Genomic DNA, 17,617 nt, shown 5'->3' on the forward strand with positions numbered 1-17,617 from the left:
TCGCGGGATCGGAGAACAGCCGAGCATCGGCTCGGCTCTACAAGGTCACCGCCCGCGCAGGAAGAACGACACCGGCACCATCACTTGCACCGGGTCGCCGGCCACTTCGGCCGGCGGCGCCGGTACCGGGCTGGCGCGCTGCACGGTATCCAGCGTCTCCTGGTCGAGCAGTTCGAAGCCGCTGCCGCGGCCCAGCTTCAATCCGGATACCGCACCATCGCGGGCGACGGCAAAACGCACGTACACCACGCCCTGCTGGCGCAGTCGTTCGGCCTGGCGCGGATAGCGCCGGTGCTTCTGCAGATGCCCCAGCAGGCGGCCTTCCCAGGTCGCCTCGGCACGACTGCGTTCGCCGGCCGTGGTCTGCGGCGCGGTATAGCGTGCGGCCGCATCGGCGGCGACCTGCGGCGGTGCGCTGGTCTGCGCGACATTGGCGTCGGCAGTATCCGGCGAGGGCGCCGGCTCAGGTGTGCGCGGCGGCGGCAGGTCACCCTGCGGCTGCACCGGTGCCTTCGGCTGCTCGCGTAGCGCCGGCTTCGGCGCCTGCCGCTGCTGTTGCTGCTGCAGGGGCCCGGTTGCCACCTCGCGCCGCGGCACCGGGGGCGCCTGTGCCATCGGCGCCAACTCCAGCATCAACGCCGCGGGCGCCGCTACGGTAGCCACCGCCGGTGCGCACGCCGCCCACCAGCAGGCCACGCCAATCAGCAGCGCATGCACCAGCAGTACGATCGCCAGGCTGGTCGCCCAGCGCCGCAGTCCGCTCATCGCGCGCCCTGCTCCAGTCCAACCAGTGCCACCTTCAGGTAGCCCGCAGCACGCAGCGCATCCAGTGTTGCCATCAATTCACCGTAAGGCACGCGGGTATCGGCGCGCAGGAACAGGCGTTGCGAGGTGTCACCGTGGGTGGCTACCTGCAGCGCAGCCGCCAGCCCGTTGCGTGCCACCGCTTGCTCACCAACCCGCAGCGACAGATCGGCCTGCACTGTGACGTACACCGGTGCCTTTTCCGGCGGCGTGGCACTGGCACTGCTGGCCGGCAGCTGCACCGGTACCGACACGGTGGCCAGCGGTGCCGCCACCATGAAGATGATCAACAGCACCAGCATCACATCGATGAAGGGCGTGACGTTGATCTCGTGCGCTTCTTCCGGCGTGTCGTCGCGGTCGGACGCGGTCCTGATCGCCATCGCCGCGCCTCAGTGCACCGCACGCAGCGGCGTCGCTGCGCTGCGCGAAGCGGCACGATCGAGATCGCGCGAGACCAGCTGCTGCACGGCCGCCGACAGATCGCCAAGCAGCCCCCGCAAGCCGACCAGCACGCGGCTGAAGTGGTTGTAGACCAGTACCGCCGGAATCGCGGCGACCAGGCCGAGCGCGGTGGCCAGCAGCGCCTCGGCGATGCCGGGCGCGACCACCGCCAGATTGGTGGTGTTGCTGTGGGCGATGCCGATGAAGCTGTTCATGATGCCCCACACCGTGCCGAACAGGCCCACGAACGGCGCCACCGCACCGATGCTGGCGAGCACGCCGATACCGCGCCGCTGCACGCGTGCGGTTTCCAGCTCGATGCGATCCAACCGCGACGCCACGCGTTCCTTGGTGCCGTCGCGGCTGTCCAGCTCCTGCGACAGGCGCAGTTCGGTGCGTGCGGCGTCCAGCATCGCCAGTGCGGTGCCTTGCTGCAGGCTTGCCGCTTCGCTCTGCGCCGGCAGCTGTGCAGACTGCAGCAGCAGCGCGCGCGCCGCCCGCAGCTGCCGCGCTTGCCGGGCCAGTTCCCAGCCCTTGGCCAGCAGCACGGTCCACGTGGCCAGCGACGCCAACGCCAGCGCGATCATCACGGCCTTCACCACCACATCGGCGGCCAGGTACATGCCCCACGGCGTCAGTGCGGGGGCAGTCACGGGGGCCAGGTCAGCAGGCAGCATCGTCTCGGGTTCCATCTGTATCGGGGGGCACGGCACGGCGGCGGGCCGCGCGCGGATCGTTGGCGTCGTCCACTTCCACCAGCGGCGTGGGTTCAATGCGTGGTGCGGGTCGACTGAGCACATAGCCGGCACTGACCGCGAAGAACAGTCCCACGCCCAGCAACAGGCGCCACGACGGATGCGCGCCCCAGCAGAACATCGCGAAGCCGACCACCATGCCGGCGCTGGCAAAGGCCTTGCCCTTGCGCGACACCGCGCCCTGCTCGCGCCACAGCCGAAGTGATGGGCCGTAGCGCGGATGCGACAGCAGGCGCTGCTCGAACTTCGGCGAGCTGCGCGCGAAGCAGCCCACCGCAAGGATCAGGAAAATGGTGGTCGGCATCACCGGCAGCAACGCGCCGATCACGCCGAGGCCGACCATCACCCAGCCCAGCGCGAACCAGAGCCAGCGCATCAGCGCTGCACCCGCGGGTGGCGGGCGTTCATCAGGCGAATTCCACTTCAACGTGCCCGTGCACGCTGCGGAACGCGGCATCGGCAGCGTCGATCACCTGCTGCTCCTGCTCGGCGCTCAGCGGCACCGCGTCCAGCGCGGCGGTGAACTCGCGCCAGTGACGGGCGGCGCCATCCGGATGCGCGGCCAGGTGGCGGGCACCGAAGTCACGGTCCAGCCCGAGCTTGGCCGCCATCTTGTACAGGATGGTACCGCCCAGGTTGGAGCCTTCGGCCACGTACAGCCAGCCCAGCGCGGCCGGCAACGCGAGATCCGACGGCAGCGCGGCGATGTCCGCCCCCGGCAGGGTCTGCTCCAGGTCCTGCAGGTCACGTGCCACCTGGGTCAGGCGGCGGCGCTCGCCGAGATCGGGCAGCAGTGCGTCCAGTGCAGGGTTGGCGTACAGCGCGTCGATGCTGCGGTGGAAGCGGTACTGCACGCGCAGGAAACGGGCGAAGTTGCTGCGGTCGGCGAAGATGTCGCCGGCCATGATGCGCTTGTCCAGGGCGCCGTGGCTGTCGCGGGTGGCAGCCTTGAGCCGCAGGCTGCGGCTGTCTTCAGGGGCAATGTGTGCGTTCATGGGGGATGCCAAAGGGGTCGTCGTGCTGTAGACGTTCGCCGCGGGGCTTTCCCCAAGCTCGTCTGCGCCGATAATGAGGCATCCCTTCTTTCCGCAGGAACCGACGATGATCACCACCGAACCGCGCATGACCAACCTGTTCCTGCAACTGGGCCTGGATGCCAGTGCCGAGGGCATCGCCCGCTTCATCCGCGAGCACCAGCTGGCCACCGATGTGGATGTGGTCGAGGCACCGTACTGGAACGATGCCCAGCGCCAGTTCCTGTCTGAATCGCTGCAGGCCGATGCGGCGTGGAGCACCGTGGTGGATGAGCTGAACGAGTCGCTGCACGAAGATGCAGTGAAGGCCGCGACCGGGCTGTAAGCGTTCGCCGGGCATGGCCCGGCGCTACCGATTACGCGGCACTGTAGATCCACGCCATGCGTGGATGGCCGGACCCGATGGGGTCAGAGCCCTTTCCGCAGGAAAAGGATCCGACCCCGCTGGCAGATCACCCGTGGATCAGTACTTCCAGGTCAACGCCAGGCGCGCGGTGCGGCCCGGGGCCGGCATCACGCCCAGGGCGAGCGGGTCCAGGTAGTAGCGGTCGGTCAGGTTGTCCACGCCCGCTTCCACCGACCACTGGTCATTGAAGTTCCAGCTGGCGAACAGGTCGACCAGCGTGGTCGGCCGGTACAGCTGCTGGATCGCCGAGAGGCCAACGTTCCATTCCTTGTCCAGCTTGCTGATCGGGCCGGCGTTGTGGATCACACGGGTACCGAAGGTCAGGCGCTCGTCGAACAGGCGCGAGCCCAGGGTCAGGTTGACCATGTAGCGAGGCGGGTTCTGCGTGTTTGTGTACGAACCCTCGAAGCCGCCATCCACGCAGTCCGGCGTGCCGGCCAGCTCCGCGTTCCTGCGCTGCACGCCATAGGCGCGGCGCTCGGCGGCGATGTCCGGCGCGCAGGTCTTGGCCTTGAAGTAGTAGTGCGCGGACAGATCGGCGAACACCTTGCCGCTGTCATAGCTGGACTGGAACTCCATGCCCGAGACCTTGAACTGGTCGACATTGCGGATCAGGCCGGCCGACAGCGTGCGGTAGTCGCGGGTGATCAGATCGTCGATGCGGGTATCGAAGTAGGCCAGCTTCAGCACCAGGCGATCACCGGCAGTGAACAGGTCGTAGCGGATGGTGCTCGCGCCGATTTCCCAACTGCGCGCGCGCTCCGGCTTCAGCTCGCCCACCGGCTTGGCGGCAGTGAACAGGCCCAGCGTGGTCTCGAACAGGCTCGGCAGCTTGGTGCCCTCGGCGTACTTCACGTAGACCATGGTGTCTTCGCTGAAGCGGTAGGCGACGCTGGCGGTCGGCGAGAACGCGTTGTCGCGACGGCGGATCGGCTGCGACCAGGTCCAGCTGACCGGCACTTCCAGATCCTGCGGCTTGCCGGCGTCATAGAAGTTCCAGCCCGCGATGTCGGCCACGGTGCCCTTCTTGTACGGCGACGCCAGCAGCGAGGCCTGGGTGAAATTGCCGTTGGCGTCCGGATACCAGTTCAGCAGCGCGATGCGCTTGGCACGCCACGACGGCAGCGCCGGGTTGCCATTGAGCAGTTCGGTGTAGCGGTACTGGCCCTGCACCTCGTAGGCATCCGGCGTTGCCAGGCGGTTGCGGTCATGCACATCCACCCGGTTCCAGCGGCCACCGGCCAGCAGCTCCCAGTGTTCGTCGGGCTGCCACTTCAGCGACGCCACGGCACTGTATTCCTTGCGCTCGGCGTTGCGCAGGAAGCGGTTGTTGACCAGGTCATCGTGCATGACCGGGCCGGAGCTGCCTGGTGCAATGTCCTCATCGCTGTAGGACAGGCCGTAGTCCAGCGTGAACGCCCCGGCACGGGTGTCGAACTTCGACGTGTTGCTGGCATCCAGGTTCAGGCGCTTCTGCCGCAGCGGGTTGCGGTAGGCATCCTTGTAGCCGGGGTCGCCGCTGAAGCTGGGCGCGTCATACCACTCGGTGCGGCGGTCGAAGTACCACGGGGTGATGCCGGTCAGGCTGTTGTACATCACGCTGTCGGTATCGGTGTACGCAGCATTGACACGCAGGTCGACCAGATCGCTGTCCGGGTTGAAGCGGTAGCGCAGGTTGTAGCTGTCCATGTCGACATGGCCCGGGTCCCACTGCGGAATGCGATCGCGGTCGACGCGGATGATCTGCGAGGCCATGATCTCGCCGGCGGTGCCTTCGTAGCGACGGTAACCGGCTTCCAGCGTCTGCGCGTCATCGATGCGCCAGGTGCCTTTGAGCAGCGCCGACTTCGAGCGCGACGAGGTGTTGAACACTTCGGTACGCGGCGGATTCAGCGGCGCCAGCGTGCGACGGGTCTGCGGGAAATCATCGTAGCCGTGCTTGCCGGAGAAGTAGTTGCCGTTGTCACGGTAGGCATAGGCGGCGACCAGATCGAAGCGGTCCCAGTGGCCGGCGCCGGCCACGTTGAAGAACTGGCTGCCGGTGGCGCTGCGGTCGCTGCGCGGCGCGGCGCTGTAGGCCGGCAGGTTGTTGGCGCTGCCATTGGCCAGGCCGCCACGCACGCGCACGCCGAAGTCGCGCCCCTCGCGCAGCACGTCACCGATCTTCAGCGTTTCCATTTCGACCACGCCGCCAATGCCACCGGAGGCGTTGGCCTGCAGGCTCGGGCCCTTGGTGATGGTCAGGCTGGAGATCAGGTCGGGGTCGAGGTAGGTGCGCTGTGACTGGCCGGCATAGCCACGGTAGGTGTCCATGCTGGACTGGCCACCGTCGATGATCACCGGCACCCGGCCCTGGCCCTGGATGCCGCGGATGTTGACGTCGAAGCCATTGCCCACGCGCGGGTCGCCGGCGGTGACACCGGCCACGCCCTTGACGATGTCGCCGTTGGAAGTGCCGCGGAAACGCTCCAGCTGCGTGCGGTTGAGCGTGGTGGTGGAACCGACGCTGCGATAGCTGTCGAGCAGCCGCGCTTCGTCACTGCCTGCGCCGCCGTCGACACGGTCGCCGGCCACGCTGAGCGTATCGGTGACGATCACACCGCTGTCGGCCTGGACCGGCGTTGCCGCTTCCAGGGTCACCGCATCGGCACTGACCCGGCGCATCGCCAGCCCGCTGCCCTGCAGCAGCTGCTGCAGCGCCTCGTTGGCCGACAGGCTGCCGTTGACTGCGCGCGAGGTCACTCCCTGGGCGAGGGTGGCCGGATACACGACCTGCACGCCGGACTGGCGCATGAAGCTGCGCAGTGCTTCGTCCAGCGGCTGCGCCGGAATGTCAAAGCGCTGCACGGCAGCGTGATTGCCGGTGGCGCTCTGTGCCAGCACGGACGGTGCGGCGCTGGCCAGGCCGGCGGCCAGCAGGGCGATGCACAGGCGGGACGGGCGCAGCACGCGGCCCGGGCGGTGGGAGTCGAACATGGGGAACCTGTCAGGTAATCGGTGCCGCAGGCGCGGCGTCATCCGCAACACAGGCGGACACGGCGACGTACGTGGCGGCGGCGGGTACGTTCGCGGGGTAAGACGGGTGGCGCGGCAGGAACCCCAAGAGGGATTTGCGATCGCGGTGGGTGCCGACCGTTGGCCGGCACAATGGGATCACCGCGACGATCATCCACGCATGGCGTGGATCTACTGGACGATGGCGACGCCGAATGGAAGGCGGGTAACCTGCAATCCCGCCGTTGCCGCCAACGCGTCCAGCGCCTGTTCCGGGCGATCGATGCGCAGCGCGGCACTGACCGCCGGCAGCCGCGACAGATCGCCGCGCACGAAGGTCGGGCCGGCACGGTAACGCCCCACCCACTGCACGGCGTCGGCGACGCTGGCCTGCTCCAGCAGCAGTTCGCCCTGCCGCCACGCGCCGACACTGTCGGCAGCCACGTCCTGCAGGCGCGTCACGCCACTGTGTTCGCCATAGATGGCACGCTGGCCCACCCGCAGATACGTCCAACCACCGTCAACCGGGCTGGCCACGCGCACCCTGCCCTGTCCAACCTGGGTTTCCACCTGGTCGCTGTCGCGTGCGACGGAGAACGCGGTCGAGATGTCCTCGACCACGCCATTGCCCGCACGCACGCTGAAACGCCGCTGCGCATCCGGGCTGACCTCGAACCAGGCGCGCCCGCGCAGCAGCTCGATCTGGCGTGCATCCGCATCGAACCGCACGGCGATCGCGCTGTCCGCATCCAGCACCGCGCGGCTGCCATCGGGCAGCCGTACGTCCTGCACGACATGCGTACTACGGTGATCGGCCTGCAGGCGCAGCCAGGCTTCCGGCCATGCCACCAGCATCGCCAGCGCGGCCGCCGCAGCCATCGCCCATCGCAGCCGCTTTGGGGGCCGACGTTCGACGCGCCCGGCCTGCGGCCGCGGCCCGACACTGCGCCACAACGCGCGCTCGTGTTCGAAGGCGCGACGGTGCCCAGGCTGCTGGAGCCAGTGTTCGAACTCATCCATGCGCACATCGCTGATATCGCCTGCGGCCAGCCAAGCGATCCAGCCCCGGGCCTGTTCGGCCAGGGCATCGTCATTGGCGGCGGGCAGCATGTTCGGCGGGCTCATCGGCTGGCAGACAGGCGCATTCAAGCGCGGGCGGGGGAACTAGACCGCATCCTCGGTCCAGTGATCAAGACGTTTCAGCGCGGGCCAGCCCCAAGCCGGGGTGATCATCGGCCGCTGCGCGCCCAGGCCAGGCGTTGCAACGCGGTGCGTACATGGTTCTCGACCGTGGTCACCGACACGCCCAGGCGGCGTGCGAATCTCGGCCTGGGTCAGGCCCTGCAGGCGGTTGAGCCGGAAGATGGTGCGGGTCGGCTCCGGCAGGTGTCCCGCCGCGTCAAGCACCCGCTGCAGCTCGTCCTGGGCCATCGCCTGTTCCTCGGTCGAGATCACCTCGTCCGGCCCCCACAGGTAATGGTCGGCCAGCAGGCGGTTGCGCCGGGTCGATTCGCGGCCATGGTCGGTCGCCAGGTTGGCGGCCAGCCGGTAGAGATAGGCGCGCGGGTTGTCGATGGCCTGGCTGTCGTCAACCCTGCGGGCCTTGAACCACACGGCCTGGATCACGTCCTCGGCGCCATTGTCGCCCCCGAGGATGCGCTGCACCCGGCGCAGCAGCGCAGGCCGCTCGCGGATCAGCAGTTCAGTGAGGGAGGCGGCATTGGAGGACATGCGCGGAACCGGGACGACAGGCGGAAGGCGCCGCGCATGCTACTCCGTTAATGAGAATCAGTCACGTTCGCATCAATGGATGCAGCCGGTCAGCCCGTCATAGACGCTCTCCGACGTGCCGGGCAAGGGATCGTGCAGCGGATTGCGGGCCGCCAGCGCCGCGTGGAAGTCCTCCACCGGAGTGCCAGGCACCAGCGGCAGCCGGCACAGCCAGGTCGGCTGCCGGGCCACGATCGCACCGTCATGCCGCGACACGGCCAGGTCACTGGCGGCAAATGCCCAGAGGCACTCATGCACCGTGCCGCGCACCGCGTCCACCGAACACAGCAGGCGCAGCGCACGGATGTCGCTGTACTCGCCCTCGCAGAAGGTGTCGCCGCAGATCCTGTCGAAGCCGTGCTGCAGGCGGCCCTCCAGGGCAAAGAAGCGATCCCAGTTGGCTTCCTGCCGCGGGTAATCGATCAGGTCGACGTAGGGGAAAGCCTGGGCTGCGGGGGCCATCAGCAACGCGCAGAACAGGCCAGAAGACAGGGCAGAAAGTCTCATGTGGCAACGCCTCGGGAAGGTGCATCCAGCCTGCGCCCCCATGCCTGCCGGCCCCATCGGTCTACCCCGGCCTGCAGCGTCGGCCCCTGCCTCGACCTGCCGTCAGCCCCCTCCCCTGCACAGCGCCCGGCAAAGGCATAAAATGGGGGGCTATCCGTCTATATCCCCCACCTGGAGCACGACCATGGGTCTGGAACTCGTCTCGCCCGGCAAGAACCCGCCGGAAGAAATCAACGTCATCATCGAGATCCCGAAGGACTCGGAGCCGGTGAAGTACGAAGTGGACAAGGAAACCGGCGCGATCTTCGTCGACCGCATCCTGTCCACCCCGATGCGCTACCCCTGCAACTACGGCTACGTGCCGAGCACCCTGTGCGGCGACGGCGACCCGGCCGACGTGCTGGTGGTGCTGCCGCTGCCGCTGGTGCCGGGCTCGGTCGTTCGTTGCCGCCCGGTCGGCGTGCTGAAGATGAGCGATGAGGCAGGCAGCGACGAGAAGATCCTGGCCGTGCCGGTGTCGAAGATCTTCAGTGGCTACGCCCACGTTGAAGACATCGCCCAGGTCTCGAGCCACTGGCTGGAGCGCATCGGCCACTTCTTCGAGCACTACAAGGACCTGGAGAAGGGTAAGTGGGTCAAGCTCGATGGCTGGGGCGGCGCCGCCGAGGCCAAGCAGATCCTGATCGAGGCGCACCAGCGCCATCTCGACAGCAAGGCCTGAGCCTGAACCGGATCGCTCCGGCATGCCCTGCCGGAGCGATGCGGGTCACGTTTCATGATGACGGCACATCACTCTTGCCGTCGTATTAGGTAAATTGCGTCACTTCACACGTCATCGACATCCATCGTCGAGACAGCCAGGGGAATGTGTCGTGCGTATTCTGCTTGTAGGGGATGCAGCCAGCCTGCCGGCTGAGCTGACCGAATTCATTGCCGATCTTGGGGAAGACTGGCAACCGCTGACCGCCACCGATGGCCAGGCCGCGATGACCGCGGTTGCCACCCAGGGCGTGGACGCGGTGATTGTCTGCCCGCAGCTGCCGGACCTCAATGCCACCACGCTGCTCGGCCAGATCCGGACGCTGCGTCCGGAAACCATCCGTATCGCGCTGGTGGATGCACAGCACGGCAACCGGCCGCCGCCGGCGCGCCTGATCGGCGTTGCCCATCGCTTCCTGCCGCTGCCACTGGCGCCGGAAGTGCTTCTGGAAGCGCTGACCAGCCTGGAAGAGCTGCGCGAAGTGCTGGACAGCCCGCGCCTGCGCGATGCCATCGGCCGCATCGAGAAACTGCCGTCGCCGCCGCACCTGTACCTGAGCCTGACCCAGGCGCTGGAGCATGACGACGATGCCGACAGCGCCGACGTCGCCAAGCTGGTGGCTGCCGATCCGGCCATCGCCGCCAAGGTGCTGCAGCTGTCGAATTCGGCGTTCTTCAGCCAGGGCCGCACCATCGCCGACCTGCGTACCGCGGTGACCCGGCTGGGCCTGGCAACACTGCGCGACCTGGTACTGGCCAGCGAAGTGTTCTCGGCGCCGACGCTGTCGACCGCCGAACGCAACTCGCTGCAGCAGCGCGCCCTGCTCGCCTCGCGGCTGGCCGCACGCCTGCTGCCCGAATCCAGTGCCGAACTGGGCGCAACCGCAGCACTGCTGGCCGACATCGGCCTGCTGCTGCCCGGCGTACGCAACGAGCGCACCGAGCCGTCGCTGGCCGGCGATACCCGTCCGGGCCACGCCGAAGCCGGTGCCTACCTGTTGGGGCTGTGGGGCCTGCCGATGCCGATCATCGAAGCCGTGGCGTTCCACCTGCAGCCGCAGCGCGCCAACACGCGCAGCTTCTGGGTGACCGGTGCGGTGCATGTGGCGCTTGCGCTGGTCAACGGCGATCCGGTGGATGAGGACTACCTGCAGCGCGCGGGCGTGCTCAACAAACTGCCGCAGTGGCGCGAACATGCCAACAGCCTGATGGGGCTCACGCCCAGCGAAGCCTGACCACACCGGCAATGCATGCGATGAAGGCGCGCCCGCAAGGACGCGCCTTCGTTGCATCAGGGCTGCGCGCAGTGGTCGTACACGCAGCGTTCGAAGAGAAGCTGGCAGTACGCCGCATCTTCGCCGGCCTTGATGCAGTCGCTGCGCACTTCGGCGCAATAGCGTCCATTGGCACACACCAGCGGGCCGGCCGACACACTACCGGCCAGGCTCAGGACGGCAAGAACTGCAGCAGCGAACATCCGTGGCATCGCGTTGTTCATTTCGCGCTCTCCTTGGTCCGGAATGGACCTCCGCGACCGTACCAGCGGTCCAATTGCGACAAGCGTGACCCCTGTCGCTGAACCGCCCGATTCAGAGTTTCCCGACCCGGCTCTGCCAAACGCAAAGAGGACGGGCCTTGCGGCCCGCCCTCCTCGTCTTGCCTTCAGGCTTCGATGGATCAGAAGCGCTGGTTGTACTGGATGAACAGGAAGCGGTCGTAATCCAGCATCGGGTCCAGCTGCACGGCACTGGCGTTGGTCACCGCGTAGGTGATCGGCGGAGTCTTGCCGAACACGTTGCGGGCACCGACGGTCACGCTGCCGTTCCACGGGGCCTGCCAGGTGGCCGAGATGTCGTGATAGACGATTGCGCCCTTCTTGTTGGCACCCAGGCCACCGCTCCAGCCACCGTTCTCGGTGTAGTAATCCGGCTGGTTGCACTCCAGGCCATTTTCCTGGTCGTAGCAGAAGTCGCGGAAGCCGCCGTAGTAACGCATGGTCCAGGTGGCCGACAGGTCGCCCTTGGTCCAGGTAGTCGCCAGGGTGCCGCGGACACGCGGGTAGTTCCAATAGCCTGCGTAGTCATCCCATGCAGCACCCTTGGTGGCCTGCTGACGGAAGCTGGTCAGGTAGTTGGTGTCCAGGTTGAACGACAGGGTACCGAAGCTGTATTCCGGCATACGGTAGCGGACGCCGAAGTTGTAGCCTTCGGTTTCCAGCGAGCCCAGATTGGCGTTGCCGCGGCTCAGGCCGGTGACCTGCTGGCCATTGGCAACGTCGCCACGGCTGTACTGGTCACAGAAGGCCTGCACACCGTTCTGGTAGCACTGGTTCAGCACGTAGTTCGCCGACAGCGCGGTGATCACGTTGTCCACGGTGATCTTGTACCAGTCCAGCGAGACGTTCAGGCCGCTGACGAAGCTCGGGCTCCACACCAGGCCCGCGGTGCGGGTCTTGCTGGTTTCCGGCTGCAGCTTGTCGTTGCCCACGCCCGAGTTGAACGGGTTGTTACCCTGGGTGTCACGGGCACTGATCGGACGACCAGCAGCGTCGGTCTGACGGAAGTCGGACGCCAGGCCTTCAGCACCGCAACGGGCGGCAACGGCCGGGTTGCTGCGCTGGCCGAACACGGCATCACACGGATCGGTGAACTTGTCGAAGGTCTGCGAACCACCACCGAAGGTGTCGTCCAGGGTCGGGGCACGGAAGCCCTCGCCGTAGGTCGCACGCACCAGCAGGTCGTCGATCGGCTTCCAGGTCACGCTGAACTTGCTGTTGACCGTGTTGCCGAACTTGTCGTAGTCCGAGTAGCGGCTGGCGACATCCAGCGACAGCTCCTTGGCACCCGGCAGGTCACGCAGCAGCGGCACCATCAGTTCCAGGTAGAACTCGTTGGTCTTGTACTTGCCTTCGGTCGGCTGCGCGGCCAGCTCGGTGGTGTAACCCGAGGAGGACAGTGCGTCCGGATGATCGTAGCCCGACACTTCGCGATGCTCGTAACCGGCAGCGAAGGCGAACTCGCCCGCATCGCCCGGCATGTCGAACAGCGAACCGGTGATGTTGGCGAAGTACTGCTTGCTCTTGCTCTGGCCGGTCGAGTTCAGCAGGGTGTTGATGTACTTCAGCGCATCCGGGGTCGCGGCGCTGGCGCCGCCCAGCAGGTCGAACGGGACGCAGCTGCCCGGGCTGGTGCCCAGCGCGATCGGGTTGGCAGCGGTGCCGCACTGGGCGACACCGTTGGCGTTGATGAACGACGGGCCGAGGGCATTCTTCAGGGCCAGCAGGTTGATGTTGCCCGAGCTGGTCTGGGTCACGTCGAACTGGTTGTAGTTGATGCCCACATCCCAGTCGAACGGACGGTTGTTGAAGTCGAAATTGCCTTCCAGGGCCGCGTCGAAGTGCAGCGACTTGACGTTGTTCTGGGTGATGCGCGGCAGTTCGAAGATACGACGGCCCCAGCCACCGATGTCAACGCCGGCGCCCGGGTTGGCCCAGTTGCCCAGCGGGTTGTAGATGCTGTCCTTGCTGATCGCCACCGGGAACTGCGGCTGCGAGGTGCCGGTCAGCGGGTAGCCGGCGATCTGGCGCTTGGAATCGCGCTCGGAGTACATCGCCGTCGACTTCAGACGCAGGTTGTCGTTGATGTCGTAGCTGGCCGAGGTGAACATGGTCTTCGACTCAGCGCCCTGGTTCAGCATCATCTGCTGCGAGGCGTTGTAGTAGTCGTCCAGACCAATCAGGTGGTAGTTGTTGAAGTTGTTCGACGGCTGGCCAACGCCGACCGGGGTGTCCCACGAACCGGTGTGGTTGACCACCCAGGTGTTCGGGACCCACTTGCCAGCCTTGTTGTATTCGCCAGCACCGGCGGTGCCTTCGGCACGCGGATCGGTGAAACGGCCCCACGGGCCAGCCGGGCTCAGACCGTCTTCCTTGTGGCCCTGGCCATAGGAGTACTGGGTCAGGCCACGATCCTTGGCCCACACCGGATCTTCCTTGATGTAGTTCGCGCCGAACACGATCGAGGAGCGCTCGCCGCTGGCACCCAGGGTCAGGCTGTACTGGGTCTTGGAACCGTCGCCGTGGCTGTTCTGGCCATAGTAGGCACTGGCCTCGGCGCCGTCGAAGTTCTTGCGCAGGATGATGTTGACCACGCCGGAGATGGCGTCGGAACCGTAGATCGCCGAGGCGCCGTCCTTCAGGACTTCAATGCGCTCGATCAGCGAGGTCGGGATGGTCGACATGTCGGTGAAGCCGGCCAGGCTGGTGCTCCAGCGCTTGCCGTTGACCAGCACCAGCGTGCGCTGCTCACCCAGGTTGTACAGGCTGACGTACTGGCCGCCCTGTTCCGGGTTGGACGCCAGCACGGCCGCCTTGCTGAAGGTCTGGGTGCCTGCCACGGACAGGTTCTGCAGCAGGTCGCCGACGCTGACCAGGCCCGAACGCTGGATGTCCTCATGGCTTACGGTGAGGACCGGCTGGGAGGTTTCCACATCCACCGAGCGGATGCGGGAGCCGGTGACTTCCAGGCGATCAAGGGTGGTCGGGGCACTGGCTTCCTGTGCGGAAGCAAATGCCGGTGCCAGCGCCAGCGCAATGCCGGCGGGCAGCAGGCCCAGCCGCACGGCAGGGGTGCGAACGTTCATCAATCTCTCCAAGGTACGTGTTAGTAGCGTGTTAAAACGCTCCAGCACGTTACGATTGCGTTGCGATGCTGTATTTGCGCGACCCAACCGGAGACTTTGCAGAATGTGGCGGGAGCAAGCCGCCGTTCTCCCTGAACCGGGAAGCAGACTGCCCGTAGCGGGCGCGGAAGGCCCTGGCGAAGCTGCAGCAGTTGTCGAATCCGCTGGCTGCAGCGACCTCGCCCACCATCATGTCGGTGTCGCGCAGCAGATCGGCGGCCCGCTCGAGGCGCAACCGTGCCGAAAGCGACTGGGGGCTCTCTTCATACAGGCTCTGGAAGGTCTTGGAGAGGTACCAGCTGGAGAAGTTGGTCAGCTCGGCGAGTTCGCCGATCCGCACTACGCGGTGGCTGTTGCCCTCCAGATAGAGACGGGCACGCTGCATGCGGCCGAACACCTGGCGCTTGCGGCTGCGCGAGCGACCGGGGCAGCGCTGTACGTTGTCGGCCAGGTCACGCTGCAGGCCGGCCAGATGCAACAGCAGCGGGCGCAGCGCCTGCGCAGGCAGGCCGCTGTCGAGCGCATCGCGCCACAGGCGCAGGGCAACGCGGGCGTCGCCGCGGCTCATGCGACCGCGACCGGCATACAGGCCGCAATCGGCCATCTCGGACAGCACCCGCATCGCCTCCGCATTCAGGCTGAGGCCCACGCACAGTCCGTTACGGCCGGCCTGCACCAGCGGGCGCGACTCCTTCTCGAAGGCGATCCACTCACCATGGCGCAGGCGGAAACGCCCTTCCTTGGCTTCCACCCAGGAACTGCCCCGGACCTGAAGCCAGACCGTGAAGCTTGACCCTGCCGTCTGCAGGCTGCCGAGCCGGGCCACGCCCATGCAGGTCGGCGCGAGATCGTCGAGCGCCTTGTCGAGGGAGACGGTTTGGCCACGATCGGCCAGCGAGAGTTGACGCATGGGGCACCACGGGTTTGCCTGATACAGGCTTCCGTTTTGCCTAATCAGGCGTCAGCCCGTCAGGAAAATCCGCCGAGATCGCCACGAATTCGCGGCGAGAACTCCACGAAGAAATCACGAAGAGATATTTTTCTTCAGGATCAATGACTTGAGAAATGCCGGGAACAGTGCTGGCGTCGACCGGGGCAGCTGCATGACGCCGATGTCGGCACCATCGCTGACCGCCAGGGCGACGTACAGATCCCGGCCATCGGCGCTGGCACTGATACCGTTGCCCGCGCTGAGCCGCTGCCGGTCCAGGCAGCGCTCGGGGGCTTCGGTCCCGGCCTGGATATGGATCAAGGTCGTACCGCACTCGGTCGAGTTGCCGAGATACCCGATGCCGCCGGTGCCTGCCACCGTCCAGGTGCGATAGCGCCAGCGGCTGGGCCTGTCTTCACTGACCTGCTGCACGCTGGCCGGGGACAGCGCCGCATCCACCGACCACAGGCCACCGGACGCCAGGCGGGTGAACAGCACGCGGCCATCGCCCCGATCGAAACGTGCCTGGGAGACGCCGTCGATGCTGGCCAGGCGGCGCCAGGGGGTCACGCTGCGATCGAACAGGCTCAACCGGGTGCGCTGCTCTGCATCGCGCTCGACCACCAGCAGCTGTTCCGGGGTTGCCCCGTACAGGGCCTGCAGGGGCTGATCCACCGGAACCGGCAACGACTGCAGGTGTTCGTCGCGCGGGGCGATCTCGTAGACCACCGTACGCCCATGCTCATCGCGCCCGACCACCAGCAGCTGGCGGCTGTCGGCCGACCAGTCCGGCGCCTGCCGCCCCTCCGGGCGCAGGCCCTCGATCGGCCGCAGTGAATCGGGCCGCTGCATGTCCGCCCACCAAAGCGCGAAACTGCCGGAACGATCGGAGGTGAAGACCAGTTGGCGACCGTCGGGCGCCGCCATCGGCTGCCCGTCACGCCCGCTGGACGCAAACAGCCGCTCGGCGCTGCCACCGGCCATCGGCACCTTGAACACGCCGAACTGGGCACGGCGGTGAACGAAAGCCAGCACGTCGCCGTGGCGTGACACCGCAGGCCATTGTGCGTCGTCGAGGCCGGCATCACGCAAAGTGCGGCGCTCGACATCCAGGTAGTACAACCGCACTTCGCTGTCCACGCGCCGGCCGAACACGATGGTGCGCCCATCGCCCAGCCAGGCCCAGCCACGCTGTTCGGCCGATTCGTTGGTCAACTGCTCCAGTTCACCGCCTCCGGCCGGCATCCGCCACAGGTCGCCCATCTGCGGATTGCGCACGAACACCAGCCACTTGCCATCGGGCGAGTAGCGTGGCGCGTAGTCAAAATCATCCTGGTCGACCGCATAGTCCAACGCCCGCCACTGGCCGCTGGCCAGGTCGAGCACACGGATGCCGCGATGGGCATAGCGGCCCACCATGCTGCCAAAGACCAGGCCACGGCCATCCGGCGTCCAGTCGAAGCTGAGCAGCTCGGTTCCGTCGCAACGGGTCGCCTGGCGCACACCGCCGCCGGTAGCGCTGGCGATCAGCACCTGGCAACCGCCGTCGGCTCCAAAGCGGGCAAAAGCGATCTCGCGCCCGTCCGGTGACCAGCTCGGGAAGCGGTCACTGGCCCCCTTCGGCGGCAGCGCCAGCTGCCGGGCCGGCGCATTGCCTGAGGTCTGCACCTTGATCGCGCCACCACCGGTGCCATCCTCGTTGGCGCCTTCGTAGGCAACCTGGGAGCCATCCGGCGAAAGCGTGGGATAGGTTTCAAAACCACTGGTGGCGGTGATCAGGCGATAGGGACGCTGCGGGCTGCCGATCACCCGCACGCCGTTCTCGACCGCGGCATCCACCGGTGAACTCGACTCCGGCCCACGCCGGAGCAGCAATGTGGCCATGACCAGCAGCGCGGCCAGCATCATCACCCCCAGCACCCACAACAGCTGGCGGCGCAGCTGGCGCCAGCCACGCCGGCGCGAAGGCGCTGCCGGCACGGCCATCGCCGGAATCACGCCGGCACCGTCCGGCGACGGCATCACGCCCGCAACGGCCACCGCGTCCACTTCCGCCACGGGATCGACGTCGTCCAGCGCCTGCACCGGTACCAGCAGCCGATAACCGCTCTTGGCGATGGTCTCGATGTAGGCCTGGCCGTTGTCGTCGTCGTTGGCGAACGCCTTGCGCAGCTGGGTGACGGCCTGGGTCAGTACGTCATTGGTCGGCAACGTATCGGGCCAGACCTCGGCAAACAGCTCTTCACGGGTGACCACTCGCCCAGGCTGCCGCATCAACACGCGCAGTACGCCCAGCGCTTTCGGCGTCAGCCGCCGGGGACGGCGCGCGCCTTCAACCTCGACCTCACGCGAGGACAAGGTAATGACGCAGTCGCCGACCTGCACTCGGTCGGCCTCAATGGGCGCGAGTTCGCTGCTGTTCATTTTCCGCTATATAGTAGGGACGGGACCTGGGCAGGGCTCACCAGCAATACCGTCCCCACCGTCCCTGGACAGGGTCATCGAAAAGCCAGATTCCGCACAAAGCATCGGC

General features: G+C 67.0%; 15 protein-coding genes and 1 pseudogene. 3 read left to right on the forward strand and 13 right to left on the reverse strand.

Features of this window, described 5'->3' with window-relative positions; genetic code table 11:
- Positions 1-45: 45 nt before the first annotated feature.
- From ACZK0Z_RS18625 to ACZK0Z_RS18645, 5 genes are read right to left on the reverse strand one after another with little or no spacing between them, the layout of a single operon-like run.
- Positions 46-765 (reverse strand): energy transducer TonB, encoded by a 720-nt coding sequence (locus ACZK0Z_RS18625; protein ID WP_329861736.1) that lies wholly within the window; start codon positions 763-765, stop codon positions 46-48.
- Positions 762-1,187: a TonB system transport protein ExbD gene (gene exbD / locus ACZK0Z_RS18630; protein ID WP_197632743.1), complete on the reverse strand. Its 426-nt coding sequence runs from the start codon at positions 1,185-1,187 to the stop codon at positions 762-764. Before exbD ends, ACZK0Z_RS18625 begins: the two co-directional genes overlap by 4 nt.
- A 9-nt stretch (positions 1,188-1,196) precedes the next feature.
- Positions 1,197-1,925 carry a tonB-system energizer ExbB gene (gene exbB, locus ACZK0Z_RS18635; RefSeq protein WP_197632742.1) on the reverse strand — a complete coding sequence of 243 codons (729 nt, stop codon included), beginning with the start codon at positions 1,923-1,925 and terminating at the stop codon, positions 1,197-1,199.
- Positions 1,912-2,379, reverse strand: coding sequence for a DUF454 family protein (locus ACZK0Z_RS18640; RefSeq protein WP_197632741.1), 468 nt, complete (start codon positions 2,377-2,379; stop codon positions 1,912-1,914). Before ACZK0Z_RS18640 ends, exbB begins: the two co-directional genes overlap by 14 nt.
- A 31-nt stretch (positions 2,380-2,410) precedes the next feature.
- Positions 2,411-2,998 carry a biliverdin-producing heme oxygenase gene (locus ACZK0Z_RS18645; protein ID WP_049429939.1) on the reverse strand — a complete coding sequence of 196 codons (588 nt, stop codon included), beginning with the start codon at positions 2,996-2,998 and terminating at the stop codon, positions 2,411-2,413.
- A gap of 106 nt (positions 2,999-3,104) precedes the next feature.
- Between ACZK0Z_RS18645 and ACZK0Z_RS18650 the strand changes: the two genes are divergently transcribed.
- Entirely contained in the window at positions 3,105-3,362 is a 258-nt protein-coding gene (locus ACZK0Z_RS18650; protein ID WP_049429940.1) for a DUF2789 domain-containing protein, read from the forward strand.
- Between the two features lie 138 nt (positions 3,363-3,500).
- Here ACZK0Z_RS18650 and ACZK0Z_RS18655 read toward each other — a convergent pair whose 3' ends face one another.
- From ACZK0Z_RS18655 to ACZK0Z_RS18670, 4 genes and pseudogenes are all read right to left on the reverse strand, one after another.
- Entirely contained in the window at positions 3,501-6,419 is a 2,919-nt protein-coding gene (locus ACZK0Z_RS18655) for a TonB-dependent receptor domain-containing protein (protein ID WP_197632740.1), read from the reverse strand.
- Positions 6,420-6,629: 210 nt separating this feature from the next.
- The gene (locus ACZK0Z_RS18660; RefSeq protein WP_197632739.1) at positions 6,630-7,562 is read right to left on the reverse strand and encodes a FecR domain-containing protein; all 933 of its coding nucleotides are present in this window, start codon (positions 7,560-7,562) and stop codon (positions 6,630-6,632) included.
- A 104-nt stretch (positions 7,563-7,666) separates the two neighbouring features.
- Positions 7,667-8,168: pseudogene (locus ACZK0Z_RS18665) on the reverse strand (RNA polymerase sigma factor).
- Positions 8,169-8,240: 72 nt separating this feature from the next.
- Complete coding sequence (locus ACZK0Z_RS18670) at positions 8,241-8,714, reverse strand: hypothetical protein (RefSeq protein WP_197632738.1); 474 nt, start codon at positions 8,712-8,714, stop codon at positions 8,241-8,243.
- A 184-nt stretch (positions 8,715-8,898) separates the two neighbouring features.
- Here ACZK0Z_RS18670 and ppa point away from each other — a divergent pair, with 184 nt between their 5' ends.
- Both ppa and ACZK0Z_RS18680 read left to right on the forward strand, forming a co-directional pair.
- Positions 8,899-9,435, forward strand: coding sequence for an inorganic diphosphatase (ppa, locus tag ACZK0Z_RS18675; RefSeq protein ID WP_005410935.1), 537 nt, complete (start codon positions 8,899-8,901; stop codon positions 9,433-9,435).
- 151 nt (positions 9,436-9,586) lie between these two features.
- Positions 9,587-10,708, forward strand: a complete 1,122-nt coding sequence (locus ACZK0Z_RS18680) for an HDOD domain-containing protein (RefSeq protein ID WP_049429945.1) — start codon at positions 9,587-9,589, stop codon at positions 10,706-10,708.
- Positions 10,709-10,764: 56 nt separating this feature from the next.
- Here the strand turns inward: ACZK0Z_RS18680 and ACZK0Z_RS18685 are convergent, their stop codons facing one another.
- The 4 genes from ACZK0Z_RS18685 to ACZK0Z_RS18700 all read right to left on the reverse strand — a co-directional run bounded on the left by ACZK0Z_RS18685 (position 10,765) and on the right by ACZK0Z_RS18700 (position 17,508).
- Complete coding sequence (locus tag ACZK0Z_RS18685) at positions 10,765-10,971, reverse strand: hypothetical protein (protein WP_197632737.1); 207 nt, start codon at positions 10,969-10,971, stop codon at positions 10,765-10,767.
- A gap of 179 nt (positions 10,972-11,150) precedes the next feature.
- Entirely contained in the window at positions 11,151-14,114 is a 2,964-nt protein-coding gene (locus ACZK0Z_RS18690; RefSeq protein WP_049429947.1) for a TonB-dependent receptor plug domain-containing protein, read from the reverse strand.
- 49 nt (positions 14,115-14,163) lie between these two features.
- On the reverse strand, positions 14,164-15,063 hold the full coding sequence (locus ACZK0Z_RS18695) for a helix-turn-helix transcriptional regulator (protein ID WP_049429948.1): 900 nt from the start codon (positions 15,061-15,063) through the stop codon (positions 14,164-14,166).
- A 114-nt stretch (positions 15,064-15,177) separates the two neighbouring features.
- Positions 15,178-17,508, reverse strand: coding sequence for a winged helix-turn-helix domain-containing protein (locus tag ACZK0Z_RS18700; protein ID WP_049429949.1), 2,331 nt, complete (start codon positions 17,506-17,508; stop codon positions 15,178-15,180).
- Positions 17,509-17,617: the final 109 nt, after the last annotated feature.

The organism is Stenotrophomonas sp. 116085_Sma (assembly GCF_056479585.1).

Coding starts and splice junctions, on each gene's coding strand:
- ACZK0Z_RS18685 (WP_197632737.1), bottom strand. CDS start 10,971: ATGAACAACGCGATGCCACGGATGTTCGCTGCTGCAGTTCTTGCCGTC.
- ACZK0Z_RS18695 (WP_049429948.1), bottom strand. CDS start 15,063: ATGCGTCAACTCTCGCTGGCCGATCGTGGCCAAACCGTCTCCCTCGAC.
- ppa (WP_005410935.1), top strand. CDS start 8,899: ATGGGTCTGGAACTCGTCTCGCCCGGCAAGAACCCGCCGGAAGAAATC.
- ACZK0Z_RS18660 (WP_197632739.1), bottom strand. CDS start 7,562: ATGAGCCCGCCGAACATGCTGCCCGCCGCCAATGACGATGCCCTGGCC.
- exbB (WP_197632742.1), bottom strand. CDS start 1,925: ATGCTGCCTGCTGACCTGGCCCCCGTGACTGCCCCCGCACTGACGCCG.
- ACZK0Z_RS18650 (WP_049429940.1), top strand. CDS start 3,105: ATGATCACCACCGAACCGCGCATGACCAACCTGTTCCTGCAACTGGGC.
- ACZK0Z_RS18670 (WP_197632738.1), bottom strand. CDS start 8,714: ATGAGACTTTCTGCCCTGTCTTCTGGCCTGTTCTGCGCGTTGCTGATG.
- ACZK0Z_RS18645 (WP_049429939.1), bottom strand. CDS start 2,998: ATGAACGCACACATTGCCCCTGAAGACAGCCGCAGCCTGCGGCTCAAG.
- ACZK0Z_RS18700 (WP_049429949.1), bottom strand. CDS start 17,508: ATGAACAGCAGCGAACTCGCGCCCATTGAGGCCGACCGAGTGCAGGTC.
- ACZK0Z_RS18640 (WP_197632741.1), bottom strand. CDS start 2,379: ATGCGCTGGCTCTGGTTCGCGCTGGGCTGGGTGATGGTCGGCCTCGGC.
- ACZK0Z_RS18690 (WP_049429947.1), bottom strand. CDS start 14,114: ATGAACGTTCGCACCCCTGCCGTGCGGCTGGGCCTGCTGCCCGCCGGC.
- exbD (WP_197632743.1), bottom strand. CDS start 1,187: ATGGCGATCAGGACCGCGTCCGACCGCGACGACACGCCGGAAGAAGCG.
- ACZK0Z_RS18655 (WP_197632740.1), bottom strand. CDS start 6,419: ATGTTCGACTCCCACCGCCCGGGCCGCGTGCTGCGCCCGTCCCGCCTG.
- ACZK0Z_RS18625 (WP_329861736.1), bottom strand. CDS start 765: ATGAGCGGACTGCGGCGCTGGGCGACCAGCCTGGCGATCGTACTGCTG.